The organism is Pseudomonas sp. B21-053, from assembly GCF_026016365.1.
In the GTDB taxonomy this organism is placed as follows: domain Bacteria; phylum Pseudomonadota; class Gammaproteobacteria; order Pseudomonadales; family Pseudomonadaceae; genus Aquipseudomonas; species Aquipseudomonas nunensis.
The window spans coordinates 2796227-2817123 of the sequence record NZ_CP087205.1 but is presented as its reverse complement, the minus strand read 5'-3'; the positions used below and the strand labels follow the sequence as shown (position 1 = coordinate 2817123).

At 60.5% G+C, this 20897-nt stretch carries 18 protein-coding genes; 13 read left to right on the top strand and 5 right to left on the bottom strand.

The annotated features are described in order from the left end of the window. The first annotated feature begins 504 nt into the window (after positions 1 to 504). From hydA to preA, 3 genes are all read left to right on the top strand, one after another. Positions 505 to 1944: a dihydropyrimidinase gene (gene hydA, locus LOY68_RS13060; protein WP_265045000.1), complete on the top strand. Its 1440-nt coding sequence runs from the start codon at positions 505 to 507 to the stop codon at positions 1942 to 1944. A 209-nt stretch (positions 1945 to 2153) separates the two neighbouring features. Continuing rightward, positions 2154 to 3521: an NAD(P)-dependent oxidoreductase gene (locus LOY68_RS13055; RefSeq protein WP_265044998.1), complete on the top strand. Its 1368-nt coding sequence runs from the start codon at positions 2154 to 2156 to the stop codon at positions 3519 to 3521. Then, positions 3522 to 4796 (top strand): NAD-dependent dihydropyrimidine dehydrogenase subunit PreA, encoded by a 1275-nt coding sequence (gene preA, locus LOY68_RS13050; protein ID WP_054047386.1) that lies wholly within the window; start codon positions 3522 to 3524, stop codon positions 4794 to 4796. 107 nt (positions 4797 to 4903) lie between these two features. On the opposite strand, the gene LOY68_RS13045 is transcribed toward preA, so the two are convergent. Then, entirely contained in the window at positions 4904 to 5524 is a 621-nt protein-coding gene (locus LOY68_RS13045) for a TetR/AcrR family transcriptional regulator (RefSeq protein ID WP_054047384.1), read from the bottom strand. A gap of 135 nt (positions 5525 to 5659) precedes the next feature. Here LOY68_RS13045 and LOY68_RS13040 point away from each other — a divergent pair, with 135 nt between their 5' ends. The 3 genes from LOY68_RS13040 (at position 5660) to copD (ending at position 7397) form a co-directional block, all read left to right on the top strand. Beyond that, positions 5660 to 6100: an acetyltransferase gene (locus tag LOY68_RS13040; RefSeq protein WP_265044996.1), complete on the top strand. Its 441-nt coding sequence runs from the start codon at positions 5660 to 5662 to the stop codon at positions 6098 to 6100. 67 nt (positions 6101 to 6167) lie between these two features. Beyond that, positions 6168 to 6533 carry a copper homeostasis periplasmic binding protein CopC gene (gene copC / locus LOY68_RS13035; protein ID WP_054615147.1) on the top strand — a complete coding sequence of 122 codons (366 nt, stop codon included), beginning with the start codon at positions 6168 to 6170 and terminating at the stop codon, positions 6531 to 6533. Positions 6534 to 6536: 3 nt separating this feature from the next. Further along, positions 6537 to 7397: a copper homeostasis membrane protein CopD gene (gene copD / locus LOY68_RS13030; RefSeq protein WP_265044994.1), complete on the top strand. Its 861-nt coding sequence runs from the start codon at positions 6537 to 6539 to the stop codon at positions 7395 to 7397. 105 nt (positions 7398 to 7502) lie between these two features. Here the strand turns inward: copD and LOY68_RS13025 are convergent, their stop codons facing one another. Together LOY68_RS13025 and LOY68_RS13020 are read right to left on the bottom strand one after the other, a co-directional pair. After that, a complete protein-coding gene (locus LOY68_RS13025; protein WP_265044993.1) occupies positions 7503 to 8663 on the bottom strand; it encodes an HlyD family secretion protein in 1161 nt (386 codons plus the stop codon). Then, positions 8660 to 10324 (bottom strand): MFS transporter, encoded by a 1665-nt coding sequence (locus LOY68_RS13020; RefSeq protein ID WP_265044991.1) that lies wholly within the window; start codon positions 10322 to 10324, stop codon positions 8660 to 8662. The genes LOY68_RS13025 and LOY68_RS13020 overlap by 4 nt, the downstream gene beginning before the upstream one ends. A gap of 293 nt (positions 10325 to 10617) precedes the next feature. Here LOY68_RS13020 and LOY68_RS13015 point away from each other — a divergent pair, with 293 nt between their 5' ends. The 7 genes from LOY68_RS13015 to LOY68_RS12985 all read left to right on the top strand — a co-directional run bounded on the left by LOY68_RS13015 (position 10618) and on the right by LOY68_RS12985 (position 17883). Further along, entirely contained in the window at positions 10618 to 11913 is a 1296-nt protein-coding gene (locus LOY68_RS13015) for an OprD family porin (RefSeq protein WP_265044990.1), read from the top strand. A gap of 321 nt (positions 11914 to 12234) precedes the next feature. After that, positions 12235 to 13053: an NAD-dependent epimerase/dehydratase family protein gene (locus tag LOY68_RS13010; RefSeq protein ID WP_265044989.1), complete on the top strand. Its 819-nt coding sequence runs from the start codon at positions 12235 to 12237 to the stop codon at positions 13051 to 13053. A 26-nt stretch (positions 13054 to 13079) separates the two neighbouring features. Next, complete coding sequence (locus LOY68_RS13005) at positions 13080 to 13973, top strand: SMP-30/gluconolactonase/LRE family protein (RefSeq protein ID WP_265044987.1); 894 nt, start codon at positions 13080 to 13082, stop codon at positions 13971 to 13973. Between the two features lie 61 nt (positions 13974 to 14034). Then, the gene (locus tag LOY68_RS13000) at positions 14035 to 15006 is read left to right on the top strand and encodes a TRAP transporter substrate-binding protein (protein WP_265044986.1); all 972 of its coding nucleotides are present in this window, start codon (positions 14035 to 14037) and stop codon (positions 15004 to 15006) included. Between the two features lie 78 nt (positions 15007 to 15084). After that, on the top strand, positions 15085 to 15612 hold the full coding sequence (locus LOY68_RS12995) for a TRAP transporter small permease (protein ID WP_163909693.1): 528 nt from the start codon (positions 15085 to 15087) through the stop codon (positions 15610 to 15612). Further along, positions 15613 to 16893, top strand: a complete 1281-nt coding sequence (locus LOY68_RS12990; RefSeq protein WP_163909692.1) for a TRAP transporter large permease — start codon at positions 15613 to 15615, stop codon at positions 16891 to 16893. It abuts the gene before it with no gap. A gap of 123 nt (positions 16894 to 17016) precedes the next feature. After that, a complete protein-coding gene (locus LOY68_RS12985) occupies positions 17017 to 17883 on the top strand; it encodes an aldose 1-epimerase (protein ID WP_265044984.1) in 867 nt (288 codons plus the stop codon). Here LOY68_RS12985 and LOY68_RS12980 read toward each other — a convergent pair. Both LOY68_RS12980 and ercA read right to left on the bottom strand, forming a co-directional pair. After that, the gene (locus tag LOY68_RS12980) at positions 17880 to 19607 is read right to left on the bottom strand and encodes a NahK/ErcS family hybrid sensor histidine kinase/response regulator (protein WP_265044982.1); all 1728 of its coding nucleotides are present in this window, start codon (positions 19605 to 19607) and stop codon (positions 17880 to 17882) included. The genes LOY68_RS12985 and LOY68_RS12980 overlap by 4 nt on opposite strands. Continuing rightward, on the bottom strand, positions 19591 to 20754 hold the full coding sequence (gene ercA / locus LOY68_RS12975; RefSeq protein WP_265044981.1) for an alcohol dehydrogenase-like regulatory protein ErcA: 1164 nt from the start codon (positions 20752 to 20754) through the stop codon (positions 19591 to 19593). The genes LOY68_RS12980 and ercA overlap by 17 nt, the downstream gene beginning before the upstream one ends. Between the last annotated feature and the right edge of the window lie 143 nt (positions 20755 to 20897).

Sequence of the window (20897 nt, the reverse complement as noted above, 5' to 3'; positions counted from 1 at the left end):
GGCATCAATAAACGTGCCGGGGTCCCCGCTGGTGCATCGCGCCGCGCCATAAAAACTTTATAACCAACTGATGTTAATCAGTTTTATTCATTCAACTTTCGAGTCCCCGGTTACTTGCCTCATCACTCAGGCCGAATGTGCAGCAAGTTGTCGGAACAGTCAGGACTCAATCTGGTGCATGGATCTTTTTTTCAAAGTTGCGCATCAACCATAGACCATCCTCAAGCGGCTGATTTCACATAAGAAATCTGGTCTTTTTTTCGATCCTGTCAAGTGCGTCAAAATGGTGATTGGCCTCACCATTTTGGTGATTTGTGTTTTTTATCGTTATTTTATCAACAAGTTATTATAGGTATAAGCTTATAAAAAATAATCTTGCTCATTCGATCAACACCAGCTAGCGTCTATTCTTGACAGCGCTGACAGGAATACACCTGTTTGCATCAGCTTCATATAAAACATTTAGAACCGGCATAAGTCGGTCATGCCTGCGAGGAACTCGGAATGTCTCTGTTGATCCGTGGCGCCACCGTTATTACCCACGATGAAAGTTACCGCGCCGATGTGTATTGCGCCGACGGCGTGATCAAAGCCATTGGTGAAAACCTGGATATTCCCGCCGGTGCCGAAGTGCTCGACGGCAGCGGCCAATACCTGATGCCCGGCGGCATCGACCCTCACACCCACATGCAACTGCCCTTCATGGGCACCGTGGCCAGTGAAGACTTTTTCAGTGGTACGGCGGCCGGTCTGGCCGGTGGCACCACGTCGATCATCGACTTCGTGATTCCCAACCCGCAGCAGTCGTTGATGGAAGCGTTTCATCAGTGGCGTGGCTGGGCCGAGAAGTCGGCGTCGGACTACGGTTTCCATGTCGCGATCACTTGGTGGAGCGAGCAGGTACGTGAGGAAATGGCCGAGCTGGTCAGCCATCACGGCATCAACAGCTTCAAGCATTTCATGGCCTACAAGAACGCGATCATGGCCGCCGACGACACCCTGGTGGCGAGTTTCGAGCGCTGCCTGGAACTCGGCGCGGTGCCGACCGTGCATGCGGAAAACGGTGAGCTGGTGTATCACCTGCAACGCAAGTTGATGGCCCAAGGCATTACCGGCCCGGAAGCGCATCCGCTGTCGCGCCCCTCGCAAGTGGAAGGCGAAGCCGCGAGCCGGGCGATCCGCATTGCCGAGACCATTGGCACGCCGCTGTACTTGGTCCACGTTTCGACCAAGGAAGCCCTCGACGAAATCACCTACGCCCGCAGCAAGGGCCAACAGGTCTACGGCGAAGTCCTCGCCGGGCATCTGCTGCTGGATGACAGCGTCTACCGACACCCCGACTGGCAGACCGCCGCCGGTTACGTGATGAGCCCACCCTTCCGCCCGCGCGGCCATCAGGAAGCGCTTTGGCATGGCCTGCAATCCGGCAACCTGCACACCACCGCTACCGATCACTGCTGCTTCTGCGCCGAGCAAAAAGCCGCGGGCAAGGACGACTTCAGCAAAATCCCGAATGGCACCGCCGGCATCGAAGACCGCATGGCCGTGCTTTGGGATGAAGGGGTTAACAGCGGTCGCTTGTCGATGCAGCACTTTGTGGCGCTGACCTCCACCAACACCGCGAAGATCTTCAACCTCTACCCACGCAAAGGCGCGATCCGCGTCGGCGCCGATGCTGATCTGGTGCTGTGGGACCCGGAAGGTACGCGGACCATCTCCGCCAAGACCCACCATCAGCAGGTGGATTTCAACATCTTCGAAGGCAAGACCGTGCGCGGCGTGCCCAGCCATACCGTCAGCCAGGGCCGCGTGGTTTGGGCCGATGGCGACTTGCGCGCCGAGCGTGGGGCCGGGCGGTATATCGAACGGCCGGCGTATCCGGCGGTGTTTGATTTGCTGAGCAAACGGGCGGAGTTGAATAAGCCGGTTGCGGTGAAACGCTGAGATAGAGGCCTTCGGCCTTCGCGAGCAGGCTCGCTCCCACATTTGGAATGCATACCCCTGTAGGAGCTGCCGAAGGCTGCGATCTTTTGATCTTGATCTTAAAAACAAAATCAAAAGATCGCAGCCTTCGGCAGCTCCTACAAAGGATCGCGCAGCACCCAACCAATGCCCATCAGAGGCAGCACCTCAATAACCGTGAGGCCAACACCGTGATCAAGACCCTGAACCACCTCCCGCATCCCTACGAGAATGCGGCCGCCCTCGCCGGCCATTTCACCGATCTGGCGCCGCCGCTCAATGACCGCCAGGCGCATCTGGAAGCCTCGCGCTGTCTGTATTGCTACGATGCGCCGTGCGTGAACGCCTGTCCGAGCGAGATCGATATTCCGTCGTTCATCCGCAATATCCATCAGGAAAACGTCCAGGGCGCGGCGCAGAAAATCCTCTCGGCGAACATCCTCGGCGGCAGTTGCGCGCGGGTGTGTCCGACGGAAATCCTGTGCCAGCAAGCCTGTGTGCGCAACAACGATCACGAGTGCGCGCCGGTGCTGATCGGCCTGCTGCAACGCTACGCCGTGGACAACGCGCATTTCAGCGAGCACCCGTTCCAGCGCGCCGCCACCACTGGCAAGCGCATCGCGGTGGTCGGTGCGGGTCCGGCGGGTTTGTCCTGCGCCCATCGCAGTGCGATGCACGGGCATGACGTGGTGATTTTCGAGGCCAAGGAAAAGGCTGGCGGCCTCAATGAATACGGGATCGCCAAGTACAAACTGGTGGACGATTACGCGCAAAAGGAACTGGATTTCCTGCTGCAGATTGGTGGCATCGAAATCCGTCACGCACAGAAACTCGGCGAGAACCTGACCCTGAGCGAACTGCACCAGCAGTTCGACGCGGTGTTCCTCGGCCTTGGACTGGCCGCCAGCAAACAACTGGGTCTGGACCATGAAGATGCACCGGGTCTGCTGGCCGCCACCGACTACATCCGCGAACTGCGCCAGGCCGATGACCTGACGCAACTGCCGCTGGCCGACCGTTGCATCGTCCTCGGCGCCGGCAATACCGCGATCGACATGGCGGTGCAAATGGCCCGGCTCGGTGCTCGCGATGTAAATCTGGTGTATCGCCGTGGTGTCGAGGACATGGGCGCCACCGGTCATGAACAGGACATCGCCAAGGCCAATCAGGTGCGCCTGCTGACTTGGGCACAACCGGAACAGGTGCTGCTCGACGATCAAGGCAACGTGCGCGGCATGCGTTTCGCCCGCACAACCATGGTCGAAGGTCGTCTGCAAACCACCGGGCAAACCTTCGAACTGGCCGCCGATGCGATCTTCAAAGCCATCGGCCAGGCGTTCGACGGCAGCGCCCTCGCCGACCCGTTGGCGCGGGAACTCAAGCGTCAGGGTGATCGAATCCAGGTCGACGATAACCTGCGCACCAGCATCCCCGGCGTGTATGCCGGCGGCGACTGTACCAGCCTCGATCAGGACCTCACCGTGCAAGCGGTGCAACACGGCAAACGCGCGGCGGAAGCGATCAACGCCCAACTCATGCTCAACGTGGAGGCTGCGTAAATGGCCGATCTCTCGATTGTCTTCGCCGGCATCAAAGCCCCCAATCCGTTCTGGCTGGCGTCCGCGCCACCGACCGACAAAGCCTACAACGTGGTCCGCGCCTTCGAGGCTGGCTGGGGCGGCGTGGTCTGGAAAACCCTGGGTGAAGACCCGGCGGCGGTCAACGTCTCGTCGCGCTACTCGGCGCACTTTGGCGCGAACCGCGAAGTGATGGGCATCAACAACATCGAGTTGATTACCGACCGCTCGCTGGAGATCAATCTGCGGGAAATCACCCAGGTCAAAAAGGACTGGCCGGACCGTGCGTTGATCGTGTCGCTGATGGTGCCGTGTGTCGAAGAGTCGTGGAAATTCATCCTGCCACTGGTGGAGGCCACTGGCGCCGACGGTATCGAGCTGAACTTCGGCTGCCCCCACGGCATGCCGGAACGCGGCATGGGCGCGGCGGTTGGCCAAGTGCCGGAATACGTCGAACAGGTCACCCGTTGGTGCAAGACCTATTGCTCGCTGCCGGTAATCGTCAAGCTCACGCCGAACATCACTGACATCCGCGTCGCCGCCCGTGCGGCCCACCGTGGCGGCGCAGATGCGGTGTCGCTGATCAACACGATCAACTCGATCACCAGCGTCAACCTGGAACAAATGGTCGCCATCCCCACCGTCGGCCACCAAAGCACCCACGGCGGTTATTGCGGCTCGGCGGTGAAGCCGATTGCGCTGAACATGGTCGCCGAAATCGCCCGCGACCCGCAGACTCAAGGACTGCCGATCTGCGGGATTGGCGGCATCGGCAGTTGGCGCGATGCGGCGGAATTCATCGCGTTGGGCAGCGGCGCGGTGCAGGTGTGCACGGCGGCGATGCTGCATGGGTTCCGGATTGTCGATGAGATGAAGGACGGTTTATCGCGCTGGATGGACAGTCAGGGCTACGCCAGCATTTCGGAATTTTCCGGGCGGGCGGTGGGTAATACGACGGATTGGAAGTATCTGGATATCAACTATCAGGTGATCGCGAAGATTGATCAGGAAGCCTGTATTGGCTGTGGGCGTTGCCATATTGCGTGCGAGGACACGTCGCACCAGGCTGTGGCCAGCATCAAGCAAGCGGACGGGACGCATAAATACGAAGTGATTGATGATGAGTGTGTGGGGTGCAATTTGTGCCAGATCACCTGCCCGGTGGAGGATTGCATCGAGATGGTGCCGATGGATACCGGCAAGCCGTTTCTGGATTGGAATCATGATCCGCGCAATCCCTACCACGTTGCCGTCTGATCGTTGAAGATCAAGAGATCGCAGCCTCGTTTCACTCGACAGCTCCTACAGGGCAACGCATTTCTCTGTAGGAGCTGTCGAGTGAAACGAGGCTGCGATCTTTTGACCTAAGGCTCCAACCCAATCCCGCGCAATATCACGCTCGTCACCGTCTGCACCGCCCGCTCGAACTGCATGTCCGACAACGGCTGATGGTCATTCAAAATATTCACCTGATGATCAAAGTCCGCGTAATGCTGGGTCGAGGCCCAGATCATGTACAGCAGTGCCGAAGGCTCCACCGGCAGGATCCGTTTGTCCTCCACCCACTGGCGAATTTTCGCTTCCTTCATCTTGGCCCAGTCGTACAGGCTGGCATCCAGCGCTTCGCCCAGCGTCGGCGCGCCGTGGATGATTTCGTTGGCCCAGACTTTCGAACCGTACGGCCGGCTGCGGGAATGGTTCATCTTGGCGCGGATGTAGCTGCTGAGCACCACTCGCGGGTCGTCGAACATTTCGAAGCACAAGGCGTCCTGCTTCCAGACTTCCAGCAGGTCGAACAACACCGCACTGTACAGCTCGCCCTTGGTGCTGAAGTAGTAATGCAGATTGGAGCGCGGCAGTTGCACTTCGGCGGCGATGTCCGCCATTGCGGTGCTGCCGAAGCCTTTTTCGGCGAAGACCTTTTCGGCCCCGAGCAGGATTTTTTCGACGTTACTGCGACGAATCTCGATCTTGTGATTGCCCATGAGGGCTCCCTGACAACAGCGTTGTCCAAGACTAGCATCCGCTCTGGGTCGCGGCGACAGACCTTTTTCACTTCCCCGGGGAAAACCGATTGGGTAGCATCCGCCGCACTTTTACGCCGCAATGGATCACCCACCGTGAACATTCGACCTCGCGTCGCCGCCGACGATGCCGCCCTCGCCGCCCTGTGGGAACGCTCGGTGCGCGCCACCCACGATTTCCTGAGCGAAGACGACATCCGCTTCTTCTATCCGCTGGTACGCGACGCCTACCTGCCAGCGCTGACGGTGTGGGTCGGCGACAACCCGGATGGCACGCCCGCCGGCTTCATCGCCACCGGCAACAGCAACGTGGAAATGCTGTTTATCGAACCGGCCTATCGCGGTCAGGGCATCGGTCGGCAGTTGCTCGACCACGTCAAAGCCCTGCACGAAACCCTGAGCGTCGACGTCAACGAACAAAATCCTCAGGCCCACGGCTTCTATCTGCACTATGGTTTTGAACAGACCGGCCGCTCGCCAACCGATGGCGAAGGCCGGCCGTTCCCTATCATTCACCTGAGATTGCGCGCGGCGTAAACATTCCCCGGCGCGTACCGTTCATGCTTAAGTAACGCCCATTAAACTGCCCAGAAGGAAACTGACCATGTTGCTGAAAAAAGCCCTGACCACCGCCGCCCTGCTCGGCTCGCTGCTCGCCGCTTCTTCGGTGTTTGCCCATGCGCATCTGAAAAGCCAGACCCCGGCCGCCGACAGTACCGTGAGCGCACCCGCAGAACTGCGCCTGGTGTTTTCCGAAGGCGTTGAAGCGACGTTCACCAAAGTCACGATCAAAAAGGACGGTGTCGATGTGCCGGTGAAAAACCTGGCCACCGAAGGCAGCGACAAGAAAACCCTGGTCGTTACTCCAGCCGTACCGCTGGCCGCCGGCGCCTATAAAGTCGAATGGCACGCGGTGTCGGTCGATACCCACAAAAGCGAAGGCGCCTACAGCTTTAAGGTTGGCCAGTAATTCATGACCGACGCGCTGGTGCTGTGCCGCTTCCTGCATTTTGTGGTGGTGTTGATGCTGTTTGGGACCTGGGTGTTCAGGCCCCTGCTGTTGAAGGCTGACGCCGAACATTTGGATCGGCGCTTGGCGCGTTTGGGGCTTTGGCTGACCGCCGTGGCATTGATCAGCGGCGTCACTTGGCTGCTGCTGATCACCGCGAGCATGGCCGGGGCCTGGGACGCGGCTTTCGATCCATCGACCCTGGGTTTGGTGCTGCGCAATACGTTTTTCGGCCAAGTCTGGACTTGGCATCTGCTGCTCAACGCCGTACTGCTGGGGTTGCTGCTGACGCCGTTGCGCACCAACGTGCCGCTGAAACTGATCGTGAGTGGCCTGCTGCTCGCGACCCTGGCGCCGGTCGGTCATGGCGCGATGCTCGACGGACTCAGCGGCCAGTTGCTGATCCTCAACCAGATCATCCACCTGACCTGCGTCGGCGCCTGGCTCGGCGGCTTGATGCTGTTGGTGATGATCCTGCGCCACCCGTCCGGCCATTCGCTGAGCACGATCCTGCGGCGCTTCAGCGGCGTGGGTTATGGCTTGGTCGCGGGGTTGGTGATCACCGGTCTGATCAATGTCCGCGTGCTCACCGGCGCATTCTGGCCGACGCCGTTGCTGTCCGGGTTTGCCTTGATTCTGTTGATCAAGGTCGTGCTGGTGGCGGCGATGTTGGGGCTGGCGCTGTTCAATCGGTTGCGGATCAAGGACTGCGAACAGCGGGTTGGCATGCTCAAGACCAGCGTGATCCTCGAATGGCTGTTGGGGATGGGCGCAGTGGCGGCGGTTTCGCTGCTGGGCACCATGCCGCCAATGATCGCCAGCTGAAACACAGATCCCCTGTGGGAGCGGGCTTGCTCGCGAAGGCGGTGTGTCAGGCGACATTGATGTTGAATGTACCGCCGCCTTCGCGAGCAAGCCCGCTCCCACATTTTAGTTTTGTGTGGTGTCAGGGTTATCGCTGTGTCCTTCCCCAGCCGTATCAATACTCACCACCACCGACATCCCCGGCCGTAACCGCTCACTCTGTTCCTGCCCCTCATCCACGGTAATCCGCACCGGCACGCGCTGGGCGATTTTGACGAAGTTGCCGGTGGCGTTGTCCGCCTGCAACAGGCTGAACTCGGAACCAGTAGCCGGTGATATCCGCTGCACCCGCCCCTTGAATTTACGATGGTCGAGGGAGTCGACGGTGAAGCTCACCGGTTGGCCGACCCGCACGTCGTCCATCTGGGTTTCCTTCATGTTGGCGATCACCCACAACTGGTTCGGCACCAGCGCCATCAACTGCGCGCCAGAGTTGACGTAGGCGCCCAGGCGCACGCCGATCTGCCCGAGTTGGCCGTCACGCGGGGCCACGACGCGGGTGTTGGACAGGTCGATGCGCGCCAGTTGCACCGCCGCTTCGGCGCTGGCCACCGCCGCTTCCAGCGAACCGCGATTGACGATCACGGTTTGCAGGTCCTGCCGGGCGATTTCCAGATTGGCCTGGGCCTGGGCCACGGCGGCGATGGTCTGGGCATTGGCGGCCAGGGTCACGTCCAGCTCCCGTTTGGACACCGAGCCATCGTTGATCAGTTCTTTGTTGCGCCGTAGATCAGCCTCGCTTTTGCGCGATTGAGCCTGGGCGTCGGCGACCGCTGCCTGACGCAACTTGATCGTCGCTTCGGCGCTGTTGCGTTGCTGCACCACGTTGGCCAGCGCGGCTTTCTGCACCGCCAGTTGCGCGAGGGATTGATCGAGGTGTTGCTTGTAGATGCGGTCATCGAGGCGCACCAGCAAGTCGCCAGCCTTCACAAACTGGAAGTCCGTGACCGGCACTTCGTACACGTAGCCGCTGAGTTGCGGGCCGATGATCGTCACCTGACCGCGCACCAGGGCGTTTTCCGTGGTTTCCACCGCGCTGCTGAACGGCGGCAGTTGCCAGGCGTACAACACGATCAGCACGCCGACGATGGCAATCGCCGCAAAGCCCAATGACGAGATGACCCGCACCCGCAACGAGCGCGGTTCGGTGTCCGGCGTGGACGGAGGCGCCACGCCTTCGGGGGTGGCGGCGATAGCGTTGGTGGTCGTGGTGGTCGGTTCGGTCATGAAGAAGTGGCACCGCTGGGTTGAACGGAGGGAGTGGCAGGCGCTGGGACGACGTTTTGGGTGGTGCTCATCAGCCACAGGGCGCGAATGGAAATCCAGATCATGGTCAGCACCGCAATCACGGCGATCAGCATGAACACATCGTTATAGGCCAGCACATTGGCTTCACGCGTGGCCGCCGTCGCCAGACTGCGAATGCCTTGCAGGTTGCGCAGGCTCGGGTCGGCGATCAGCGAGCCCACCGCGTTGCCGCCGCTCTGCACCCGGGCGGCGACGCGCGGATCCATCATAGTCAGGTGTTCGACGATGTTGCTGGAATGGAATTTCTCGCGAACGATCTGGAACGTGCCCAGTAACGCCGCGCCGATCAAGCCGCCGAGGTTCTGGCAGATCCCGAACAGCACCGAAAAACTCACCAGATTGCGCGGGTTGGTCAACACCCGGCGCGTGCCGAGGACCATGGTCGGGCCGAGGAAAAACGTGCCGCCGAAGGCCAGCAAGAACTGGCTGAAATACATGTTTTCCGGGCGGGTCAGGTTGTTCGAATAACTGTCGATCACCGAGCCGACCGCCATCAGCGCCAGTGACACGATCAGTGGCATAAACAAGTGTTTGGGATCGATGGTCAGAGCGCTGGTGGCCAGACCCGCGATGCTGCCGAGCAACATCACCACGTACAGGCTGTGCAACTGCTGACTACTCATGTTCAGCATCTGCATGAAACCGACCGCGCCGGTGGACTGCTCGGACAACACCATGCGAATCAGGATCACCGCCAGGGCCAGGCGAATCATCACGCCGCTGCCGAGCCAACGGGTCATCAGCATCGGGTTGCTGCGGTTATGTTCGATGGCCAAACCGGCGAGAATCAGCACGATGGACGCCGCCGATGCCACGCCGATCCACGGCGCTTCCAGCCACCAGTCGATGCGTCCCAGGGACAGCACGGCGCACAGCAAGGCCACACCCGTGGCGAGGATAGCGAAGGTCAGGAAGTCGAGTTTTTCGAAGGTCTTGAAGCGGTCGCCCGGCGGCAACTTGAGCAGGAACACGCAACCCAGGGTCAGCAGCGCCATGCCCAATTCGAACAGGTACAAGCCGCGCCATTCAGCAATCTGCATCAGGTCTTCGGAGAACAACCGCGCCAGTGGCAGCGCCAGTTGCGACGTCCCCAGGCCCAGCACCAACGCCTTCATCCGCCATTTCGCCGGGAACGCCTGGATCATGTAATACAGGCCCAGGGAACTCAGCGCCGCACCGACCATGCCATGGGCCGCGCGCACGGCGATGGCCGAGCTCAAATCGTTGACGAACAAGTGGCCGAAGGTCACCAGCGCATAGAGCACCAGGAACACTTCGGTGAACGCGCGCAAGCCGAACTGCTGGCGAAACTTCACCAGCAGCAGGTTCATCGAGACGTTGGTCATCACGTAGGCGGCCGGCAGCCAGGCCATCTCGGCGGTGGTCGCGCCGAGCGCACCTTGCAGGTAAGGCAGGTTGGCGATCACCAGCGAATTGCCGAGGCCACCGGTCAACGCCACCAGCAAACCCACCAGCGCATACGCCAGGCGTTTGGGCGTGGAGTGATCGGGCGTCGAGGGAGAACCGGGCAAACTGGGCCGCTCGTGAGGCTGCCAGTCGCGCGGGGCGTAGTGATCCATTCAAGGGCCTTGTTCTGGGGACCGTGCCAGTTTGCCGGAAAATCACCGTCAACACACAAATCCCTGTGGGAGCGGGCTCGCTCGCGAAAGCGGAGTGTCAGGCGACATTGATGTTGGATGTGACGGCCTCTTCGCGAGCAAGCCCGCTCCCACAAGGGTTTGGGTTTAAGCCCTGATGTCATCGTACAACTTGTGATTGACATTCCCGCAAAGCCTTGCAAATAATCGCCGCCACGTTGTACGACGACGTATAACGAAAATAAAAACAACAAGAAACAGAAGGGAGCGTCACTGTGAGCAAACTCGTCCGCCATTCCTCCGTCTGCACCCCTCGCCCGACTTTCGTCCGCCGCCACACGTTGAGCCTGATCGGTTGCAGCAGCCTGGCACTCGCGTTACCCATGAGCAGCCACGCCGAAGGTTTCGTCGATGACGCCAGCGCCACGCTGAACCTGCGCAATGCCTACTTCAATCGCAACTACACCAACCCGGCCTACCCCCAGGGCAAGGCGGAAGAGTGGACGCAAAGCTTCATCCTCGACGCCAAGTCCGGCTTCACCCAAGGCACGTTCGGGTTCGGTGTGGATGTGCTGGGGCTGTATTCGAAAAAGCTCGATGGCGGTAAAGGCACCGGCGGCACGCAACTGTTGCCGCTGGATCACGACGGTCGTCCGGCAGACAATTTCGGTCGCACCAACGTCGCGTTCAAGGCCAAGGTCTCGAAGACAGAATTGAAGGTCGGTGAATGGATGCCGGTGCTGCCAATCCTGCGCTCGGACGACGGCCGTTCCCTGCCGCAAACCTTCCGTGGCGGCCAGGTCACTTCCAGCGAAATCGATGGCCTGAAGCTCTACGGCGGCCAGTTCCGCGCCAACAGCCCGCGCAACGATTCGAGCATGGACGACATGTCGATGAACGGCAAAGCGGCGTTCACCTCGGACCGTTTCAACTTCGGCGGCGGTGAATACACCTTCAATGAAAAGCGCACGTTGGTCGGTGTCTGGTACTCGGAACTCAGCGACATTTACCAGCAAGAATATTTCAACCTGAGCCACAGCCAACCCATCGGCGACTGGACCCTGGGCGCCAACCTCGGGTTCTTCACCGGCAAGGAAGACGGCAGCGCCCTGGCCGGCGATCTGGACAACAAAACCACCTTCGCCATGCTCTCGGCCAAATACGGCGGTAGCACCTTCTATGTCGGCCTGCAAAAACTCACCGGCGACAGCGCCTGGATGCGCGTCAATGGCACCAGCGGCGGGACCCTGGCCAACGACAGCTACAACTCCAGCTACGACAATGCCAAGGAAAAATCCTGGCAACTGCGCCACGACTACAACTTCGTCGCCCTCGGCATCCCCGGTCTGACCATGATGAACCGCTACATCAGCGGCGATAACGTGCACACCGGGGCGATCACCGACGGCAAGGAATGGGGCCGCGAGAGCGAACTGGCGTATACCGTGCAGAGCGGCGCGCTGAAGAACCTCAACGTGAAATGGCGCAATGCGAGCATTCGCAAGGACTTCAGCACCAACGAGTTCGATGAGAACCGGATCTTTATCAGCTATCCGATTTCGTTGTTGTAAGACAGGGATCGCTTCAAGACTGAAACCCTATTCGCGCGACAACTCACTTTCTGTAGCAGCTGGCGAAGCCTGCGTTCGGCTGCGAAGCAGTCGCAAAACCTGCGAACGCGGTTCTTCTGATACACCGTGCCGCATGGGTTCACGACTGCTCCGCAGCCGAACGCAGGCTTCGCCAGCTGCTACATCGATCGTGGGGCAGATAGACCCTCCGTCAATTTGAACCACCCACGCGTTGACAAGCACCGGAAAGCCTAACGATACTTCGCCCAAGTCATACGACAACTTACAACAACTGCAATGACTCTGTATTCAGGAACCGCCATGACCACGACTTCCCCTGCCCCTTTCAATCGCCTGCTGCTGACCGGCGCCGCCGGTGGCCTCGGCAAAGTGTTGCGCGAAACCCTGCGCCCCTATGCCAATGTGATTCGCCTGTCGGACATCGCCGACATCGCCCCGGCCCTCGATGACCGCGAAGAAGTCGTGACCTGCGACCTCGCCGACAAGCAGGCCGTGCATCAATTGGTCGAAGGCGTGGACGCGATCCTGCACTTCGGTGGCGTCTCCACCGAGCACTCTTTCGAAGACATTCTCGGTGCCAACATCTGCGGCGTGTTCCACATCTATGAAGCAGCGCGCCGCCATGGCGTGAAGCGGGTGATCTTCGCCAGCTCCAACCACGTCATCGGTTTCTACAAACAGGACGAAGTGATCGACGCCCACTCCCCTCGCCGCCCGGACAGCTACTACGGCTTGTCCAAGTGCTACGGCGAAGACATGGCCAGTTTTTACTTCGATCGCTATGGCATCGAGACCGTCAGCATCCGCATCGGATCCTCGTTCCCGGAGCCGCTGAACCGCCGCATGATGAGCACCTGGCTGAGCTTCGGCGACCTGACTCAATTGCTCGAACGCGCGCTGTACGCGCCGAACGTCGGCCACACCGTGGTCTACGGCGCGTCCGACAACCAGAACGTCTGGTGGGACAACCGCTACGCGGCGGGCCTGGGTTATGTGCCACGGGACACTTCCGAAGTATTCCGCGAAAAAATCGAAGCGCAACCGATGCCCGCCGCGGATGACCCGGCGATGGTTTATCAGGGTGGCGCCTTCGTGGCGTCCGGTCCGTTCGGCGATTGAGTCAACGTCCAAAGGAATGAGCTGCCATGCAAGCCGAATTGATTGTCGATGCCCGTAACGCGGTCGGTGAAAGTCCGGTCTGGGTCCCCGAGGAAAACGCCCTGTACTGGGTCGATATTCCCGCCGGGGGCTTGCAGCGCTGGAGTGCCGCCACCGGTCACGTGGATGCCTGGACCACCCCGGAGATGCTCGCGTGCATCACCCGTCACCGCGACGGCGGCTGGGTTGCCGGGATGGAAAGCGGATTCTTTCATCTGCGCCCGCACAACGACGGCAGCCTCGACAGCGAACTGCTGGCCCACGTCGATCACGCCCGTCCCGACATGCGCCTGAACGACGGGCGCTGCGATCGCCAGGGGCGTTTCTGGGCCGGCAGCATGGTGCTGAACATGGGCGCCAACGCCGCCGATGGCACGTTGTATCGCTACAGTCATGGCCAGCAGGGTCCGCTTGAGCCACGCCTGACGGGCTTCATCGTGCCCAATGGCCTGGGTTTCAGCCCGGATGGCCGGACCATGTATTTGTCCGACTCCCATCCCCTGGCCCAGCAGATATGGGCTTTCGATTACGACATCGACAGCGGCACGCCGAGCAATCGGCGGTTGTTCGTCGACATGAATCACTTCGAAGGCCGGCCCGATGGCGCCGCCGTGGATGCCGAAGGCTGTTACTGGATCTGCGCCAACGACGCCGGGAGGATTCACCGCTTTACCCCGGATGGCCGCCTCGACCGTTCCCTCGCCGTGCCGGTGAAGAAGCCAACCATGTGCGCCTTTGGTGGCAGTCGGCTGGACACCTTGTTTGTAACCTCGATCCGCCCCGGTGATGACCATGACGAACAGTCACTGGCCGGCGGCGTGTTCGCCCTCAACCCCGGTGTGAAAGGTTTGCCGGAACCATTGTTCAACGACTCGCTTTAACCCGCTCCTGCTGCATTGCTGTGCCTTGAATACAAAAATAACAAAATTGGAGAGACACCTCATGGACTTCAAACGCACCTTGCTCGCCGCTGCACTCCCCCTGGCTTTCACCCTCAGCAGTGCCGCCCACGCACTGGAAATCAAATTCGCCGACATCCACCCCACCGGATACCCGACCGTGGTGGCCGAGGAGCAACTCGGCAAAACCCTGGTCGCTGACAGCGACGGCAAACTGACCTTCAAGATGTTCGCCGGAGGGGTACTCGGCTCCGAAAAAGAAGTGGTCGAACAAGCGCAAGTCGGCGCGATCCAGATGGCCCGGGTCAGCCTCGGGATTGTCGGGCCAGTGGTGCCGGACGTGAACGTGTTCAACATGCCATTCGTGTTCCGCGACCAGGCACACATGCGCAAAGTGATCGACGGTGAGATCGGCGACGAAATCCTCGGCAAGATCACCAACTCCGAATTCAATCTGGTCGCACTCGCCTGGATGGATGGCGGCACACGCAACCTTTACACCAAAAAACCCGTGCGCAATCTTGAAGACCTCAAGGGCATGAAGATCCGCGTGCAGGGCAACCCGATGTTCATCGAAACCATCAACGCCATGGGCGGCAACGGCATTGCGATGGACACCGGCGAGATCTTCAGCGCCTTGCAAACCGGGGTGATCGACGGCGCGGAGAACAACCCGCCGACGATGCTCGAACACAACCACTACCAGAACGCCAAGTTCTACAGCCTGACCGGGCACCTGATTCTGCCTGAGCCGATCGTGATGTCGAAAATCACCTGGGACAAGCTCACGCCTGAACAGCAAGTGCTGGTGAAAAAAACCGCCAAAGCCGCACAAGCCCAGGAACGCATCTTGTGGGACGCGAAATCCACCAGTAGCGAAGAAAAACTCAAGGCCGCAGGCGTCGAGTTCATCACCGTCGACAAAAAACCTTTCTATGAGGCCACTGCCTCGATTCGCGAGAAGTACGGCGCGCCTTACGCCGATCTGATCAAGCGCATCGAAGCCGTTCAGTAACCCTCCCTGCATTTATGAAAGGCCCGGCGCCGCTGACGTGGGTATACGTCCGCGCGCGCCCGGTTACGGTGGAACCCGATGAAGAATCTGCTGCTGCGCATCAATGACACGCTTTACATGACCTGCATCTGGGTCGCCGGACTCTCCGTCCTGGCCATTGCCTTGATAATTCCATGGGGCGTTTTCGCCCGCTACGTACTTGGCACCGGCTCCAGTTGGCCGGAACCCACCTCGATCCTGCTGATGATGGTCTTCACCTTCATCGGTGCTGCGGCCAGTTATCGCGCCGGCGCACACATGGCGGTGGCCATGCTCACTGATCGCATGGCGCCCGAGCTGCGCAGGGCCATGAGTATTTTTTCCCAGTTATTGATGGCGACCATTTGCCTGTTCATGGCGATCTGGGGCACCAAGCTGTGCCTGTCCACCTGGAACCAGTTCATGAGCGCCCTGCCCACTTTGCGCGTCGGCATTACCTACATGCCGATCCCGATCGGCGGTGTGCTGACCCTAGTGTTTGTGCTGGAAAAACTCCTGCTCGGCGACCAGAGCAACCGGCGGGTCGTGCGTTTCGACCTGGTTGAAGAAAGTGAAGGGGCTGCCTGAATGGACGCTTTTATTCTGCTCGGCAGCTTTATCGCGTTGATCCTGATCGGCATGCCGGTCGCCTATGCCTTGGGGCTTTCGGCGCTGATCGGCGCGTGGTGGATCGACATTCCGTTTCAGGCGCTGATGATTCAAGTGGCCGGCGGCGTGAACAAATTCTCGCTGTTGGCCATCCCGTTCTTCGTCCTCGCTGGCGCGATCATGGCCGAGGGCGGCATGTCCCGACGGCTGGTGGCCTTCGCCGGAGTGCTGGTGGGATTCGTGCGGGGTGGGTTGTCACTGGTCAACATCATGGCCTCGACCTTCTTCGGTGCGATCTCCGGGTCTTCGGTGGCAGACACTGCCTCGGTCGGTTCAGTGTTGATTCCGGAGATGGAACGCCGAGGCTATCCCCGGGAGTTTGCGACCGCCGTCACCGTCAGCGGCTCGGTTCAGGCGTTGCTGACCCCTCCAAGCCACAACTCGGTGCTGTACTCGCTGGCCGCTGGCGGCACGGTGTCGATTGCCTCGCTGTTCATGGCCGGCATTGTCCCGGGCTTGTTGATGAGCGCAAGCCTGATGGTGCTGTGCCTGATCTTCGCGAAAAAACGCAACTACCCCAAAGGCGAAGTGATTCCGCTGCGCCAGGCACTGAAAATTTGCGGTGAAGCCCTGTGGGGCCTGATGGCGATGGTCATCATCCTCGGCGGTATTCTCACGGGGATTTTCACCGCCACTGAATCGGCGGCGATTGCAGTGCTCTGGGCGTTCTTCGTGACGATGTTCATCTACCGCGACTACAAGTGGAGCGAGCTGCCGAAACTGATGCACCGCACGGTGCGGACGATTTCGATTGTGATGATCCTGATCGGCTTTGCGGCGAGCTTCGGCTACATCATGACGCTGATGCAGATCCCGGCGAAAATCACCACGATGTTCCTGACCCTGTCGGACAACCGCTACGTGATCCTGATGTGCATCAACGTCATGCTGCTGTTGCTCGGTACCGTGATGGACATGGCGCCTCTGATCCTGATTCTGACCCCTATCCTGATGCCGGTGATTCTGGGCATCGGCGTGGACCCGGTGCAGTTCGGCATGATCATGCTGGTGAACCTGGGAATCGGATTAATCACGCCGCCGGTGGGCGCCGTACTGTTTGTGGGATCAGCCGTGGGCAAGGTCAGTATCGAGAAAACCGTAAAGGCGTTGCTGCCGTTCTATGGCGTGCTGTTCCTGGTGTTGTTGGCCGTGACCTACATTCCGGCGCTGTCGCTGTGGCTACCGCATTTGGTGTTGTAAGCCTTTAAAAGATCGCCGCCTTCGGCAGCGCCTACAGGATTGACGTTCGCCCGGACGTATTCGATCTCTGTAGGAGCTGCCGAAGGCTGCGATCTTTTCAACCCTTCACGCAGAACAAAAATCATGAAACTGCTCGAACTCGAAGACAACCTCACCCACCTCACCCTCGCCCCGGAACTCGGGGCGAGCATCGTCAACTGGACGGTTCGCAGCACCGGCCAGCCGCTGTTGCGCCACAACGACGCCCAAGCACTGAACACCGGCCTGCCCGGCAAACTCGGCTGCTATCCCTTGGCGCCCTGGTCCAACCGGATTTCCGAAGGCGGTTTCGACTGCCCCGAAGGCTGGCTCGCGCTGCAGCCCAACAGCCTCACCGATCCCCTGCCGATCCACGGCAGCGCCTGGCAACAGGCGTGGCGGATCGTTTCCCGGACCGCCAACGAAGCCGTCCTGCAACTCGACAGCACCAGCCCTTTCGCCTACCGCGCCGAGCAGCGTTTCCACTTGAGCGAAGGACGGTTGAGCATCGATCTGAAGGTCACTCATCTCGGCGAATACGCGGTGTGGCACGGCCTCGGTTTGCACCCTTACTTTCCACGCACCGCGCACACCCAATTGCAGGCCAAGGCCCGGCAAGTCTGGTTGTGCGATGCGGCAAAATTGCCGACCCAACTCAGCGCGATACCCGAAGCCTGGGATTTCCAGCAGCTCAAGGCTTTGCCTGAAACCCTGGTGGACAACGGCTTCTGCGAATGGGACGGCAACTGCCTGATCCAGCAACCGGAGTTGGGTTATGAACTCGAATGCCAAGCCACCGGCAGCGATTACTACCTGCTCTATTGCCCGGTGGGCCTGGGGTTTTTCTGCATCGAACCGGTGAGCCACCCAGTCAACGCGCACCACTTGCCCGGCCGGCCAGGTTTGCGTTTGCTGGAGCAAGGCCAAACCGCCGAACTGGGGTTCAGCCTGCAATACCGCGCACTCGCCTAACCCAGCAACTGACTCAACACCGCGCGCAACTTGCCGGGTTTCACCGGTTTGTTCAGCAGTGGCGCGTCGAGTCGTTGCAGGGAGCGGCGGCATTGGTCGGTGCGGTCGGCGGTGATGATCACCGCCGGAATGGCCCGGTCGAAATGCTCGCGCAAGTGCCGCACCACGTCACAGCCCACCACCCCATGGTCGAGGTGATAGTCCGCCAGAATCAGTTCCGGCGCGCGCCCCTGCAACGCTGCCAACGCCGAAAACTCATCGGTGGCGATCACCACTTCGCAGCCCCACTGCCCGAGCAACGCGCTCATGCTTTCAAGAATGCTGACTTCATTGTCCAGCACCAGCAAACGGCGGCCCGGCAACGGATTACCGGTGCCCGGTTGCGGCGCAGCGAGGCTGATCGGCAGCGGCACTTCATGGGAAATCGGCACGTCGATGCTGAACACCGACCCGCGTCCCGGCCATGAGCGCACCTGAATCCGGTAGCCGAGAATCTTCGCGATACGTTCGACAATAGCCAGGCCGAGGCCCACACCTTTGCGGTCAGCGGCGCGGCCAACGTCCAGTTGATTGAACTCGAGGAAGATCGAATCCAGCCGATCCGCCGCGATCCCGCGCCCGGTGTCCCAGACTTCCAGACGCAGGTTATCGCCCCGACGACGCGCGCCAAGCAGGATGCAGCCCTCGTCGGTGTAGCGGCAGGCGTTGCTGAGGAAGTTGCGCAAGATCCGCGTCATCAGGCGCAGGTCGGTGCTGATCGCAAAATCGCCCATGTGCACACGCAAGTTCAGCCCCGCCGCCTCGGCCACCGACTGGAATTCCGAGACCAGTGGCGCGAGTAATTCGTCGAGCCGATACAACGCGACGTCCGGCTTCACCGCTGCCTGATCGAGGCGCGAGATATCCAGCAAATCCGTGAGCAAATCCTCTGCGCCCTCGAGCGCCTGATGCGTGCGTTCCACCAGCACCTGCTCGACATCGGGCAACTTGCGCTCGCGCAGGGTCGAGATCAGCAACCGCGCAGCGTTGAGCGGTTGCAGCAGGTCATGGCTAGCGGCGGCGAGGTATTTGTCCTTGCTGCGATTGGCCGCCTCGGCAGCGTCCCGGGCATCGCGCAGGGCCTGGGCGATCTGTTTACGCTGGGTGATTTGCTGTTGCAGGTTGTGGTTGGCTTCGAGCAATTCGTCGGTGCGCGCGGTGACCCGCTGTTCCAATTCGTCATTGAGTTGTTGCAAGCGTTGCTGGGCAAGTTTGCGTTCAGTGATGTCGGCGACAAAGCCTTCCACCAGGCCTTCCTGATCAGGCTTGAGCAACAGGTTCATCAGCACGTCGAGGCTGCTGCCGTCCTTGCGCCGCAATTGGGTTTCATAGCCGTGCAGGCTGCGTTCGGTCTTGAGGATCTCGCCGATGCGTTCCAGCTCCTTCGCACCGCCGACAAACAGGTTGCTGGCCAGGTCCGCCAGGGAAAACAGCACCTCCTGCGGATTGTCATAGCCAAGCATCCGCGCCAGCGCCGGGTTGGCCGCGCGCATGCCTTCCAGCAGGCTGGCCTGGAAGATCCCGTGCACGGCGTTTTCGAAAAGCCATTTGTAGCGATTGCGTTCGGCTTCGAGCTCGTCGAGGCGCGCGTTGAGTTCCGGGTAGTGGCTCTTGCGCGCCGAGTGGCTGCCTAATCCCAGCAGTCCGGCGAGCGCCCGTTGCTGCTCGTCAGAGGGCTTCGCCATAGACGACCTCGACATCTCGCTGACTGGACTCGCGCGGGTTGGTCAGGATGCACGGGTCGTGCATCGCGTGCCGCGACAGGAACGGAATGTCCGCCATGCTCACCCCGTGCAGGCCCAGGGTTTCGTGGAAGCCGATCGCGTGTTTCAACGCGATCAGGTGTTCCACCAAACGCCCACAGATCTGCCGGTGATTCAGGCCCCGGCAATCGATGCCGAAGGTCTCGGCGATCACCTTGAAGCGATCTGGCGCCGAGTTGTAGTTGAACGCCACCACGTGTTCCACCAGCACCGCGTTGCACAAGCCGTGGGGCAAGTCGAGAAAGCCGCCGAGGCTGTGGGACATCGCGTGCACCGCGCCAAGGATCGCGTTGGAGAACGCCAGCCCGGCCTGCATGCTGCCGAGCATGATCTTTTCGCGCAGGGCGATGTCCGTCGGGTTGGCGATCATCTGCACCAGGTTGCCGTTGATCAGGCGCATCGCCTCCAACGCATGCGGGTCGGTCAGCGGCCCGTGACCGGTGGAGACGAAAGCTTCGATGGCGTGCACCAACGCGTCGATGCCGGTACAAGCCGCCAGGAACGGGTCCATGCTCAGGGTGGTTTCCGGGTCGATCAGCGACACGTCGGGCACCACGGCTTTGCTGACGATGGAGAACTTCATGCGTTCTTGCTGGTTGGAAATGATCACGAATTGCGAGACGTCCGCCGAGGTGCCGGCAGTGGTCGGGATCAGGATCAACGGCGGGCTCGGTACGCGGATGGTGTCTACGCCCTCGAATTCCAGAATATTGCGCCCGTGGGCCACGACGATGCCGATGCCTTTGCCGCAATCCATCGGGCTGCCGCCACCGATCGCCACGATCACATCGCAGTGATTTTCCTTGTACAACTCGGCGCCGAGCATGACTTCTTCGACCCGGGGGTTGGGCGAGACATCGCTATACAGGAAGTAATCGATGCCCTGGGCTTGCAGGCTGGCCTCGACATCCGCGACCCAACCGGCGGCAATCACCCCGGGGTCGCTGACCACCAGCACCTTGCGGGCGCCGAAGGTCTTGGCGTAATTGCCGACGTTGTGCCGGCAACCGGCACCAAAAATGATTTCAGGCGAAACGAATTTACGCAACTGGCTGAGATTCTGGCTCATTGGAAAGCCTGTTTTTATTGTTTTGGAAGGTAGATCCACACTAAAGCATCCGGCTGCGAATGCAATCAGACCAATGGGTAGCACGATCTTGAATCCACCGCTGGTCTCCTGTGGGAGCGAGCCTGCTCGCGAAGGCGGTGGGT

Bases quoted from the DNA above. Each gene is read 5' to 3' on its own strand.
- hydA (WP_265045000.1), top strand. From the start codon at position 505: ATGTCTCTGTTGATCCGTGGCGCCACCGTTATTACCCACGATGAAAGT.
- preA (WP_054047386.1), top strand. From the start codon at position 3,522: ATGGCCGATCTCTCGATTGTCTTCGCCGGCATCAAAGCCCCCAATCCG.
- LOY68_RS13045 (WP_054047384.1), bottom strand. From the start codon at position 5,524: ATGGGCAATCACAAGATCGAGATTCGTCGCAGTAACGTCGAAAAAATC.
- copC (WP_054615147.1), top strand. From the start codon at position 6,168: ATGTTGCTGAAAAAAGCCCTGACCACCGCCGCCCTGCTCGGCTCGCTG.
- copD (WP_265044994.1), top strand. From the start codon at position 6,537: ATGACCGACGCGCTGGTGCTGTGCCGCTTCCTGCATTTTGTGGTGGTG.
- LOY68_RS13025 (WP_265044993.1), bottom strand. From the start codon at position 8,663: ATGACCGAACCGACCACCACGACCACCAACGCTATCGCCGCCACCCCC.
- LOY68_RS13020 (WP_265044991.1), bottom strand. From the start codon at position 10,324: ATGGATCACTACGCCCCGCGCGACTGGCAGCCTCACGAGCGGCCCAGT.
- LOY68_RS13010 (WP_265044989.1), top strand. From the start codon at position 12,235: ATGACCACGACTTCCCCTGCCCCTTTCAATCGCCTGCTGCTGACCGGC.
- LOY68_RS13005 (WP_265044987.1), top strand. From the start codon at position 13,080: ATGCAAGCCGAATTGATTGTCGATGCCCGTAACGCGGTCGGTGAAAGT.
- LOY68_RS13000 (WP_265044986.1), top strand. From the start codon at position 14,035: ATGGACTTCAAACGCACCTTGCTCGCCGCTGCACTCCCCCTGGCTTTC.
- LOY68_RS12995 (WP_163909693.1), top strand. From the start codon at position 15,085: ATGAAGAATCTGCTGCTGCGCATCAATGACACGCTTTACATGACCTGC.
- LOY68_RS12990 (WP_163909692.1), top strand. From the start codon at position 15,613: ATGGACGCTTTTATTCTGCTCGGCAGCTTTATCGCGTTGATCCTGATC.
- LOY68_RS12985 (WP_265044984.1), top strand. From the start codon at position 17,017: ATGAAACTGCTCGAACTCGAAGACAACCTCACCCACCTCACCCTCGCC.
- LOY68_RS12980 (WP_265044982.1), bottom strand. From the start codon at position 19,607: ATGGCGAAGCCCTCTGACGAGCAGCAACGGGCGCTCGCCGGACTGCTG.
- ercA (WP_265044981.1), bottom strand. From the start codon at position 20,754: ATGAGCCAGAATCTCAGCCAGTTGCGTAAATTCGTTTCGCCTGAAATC.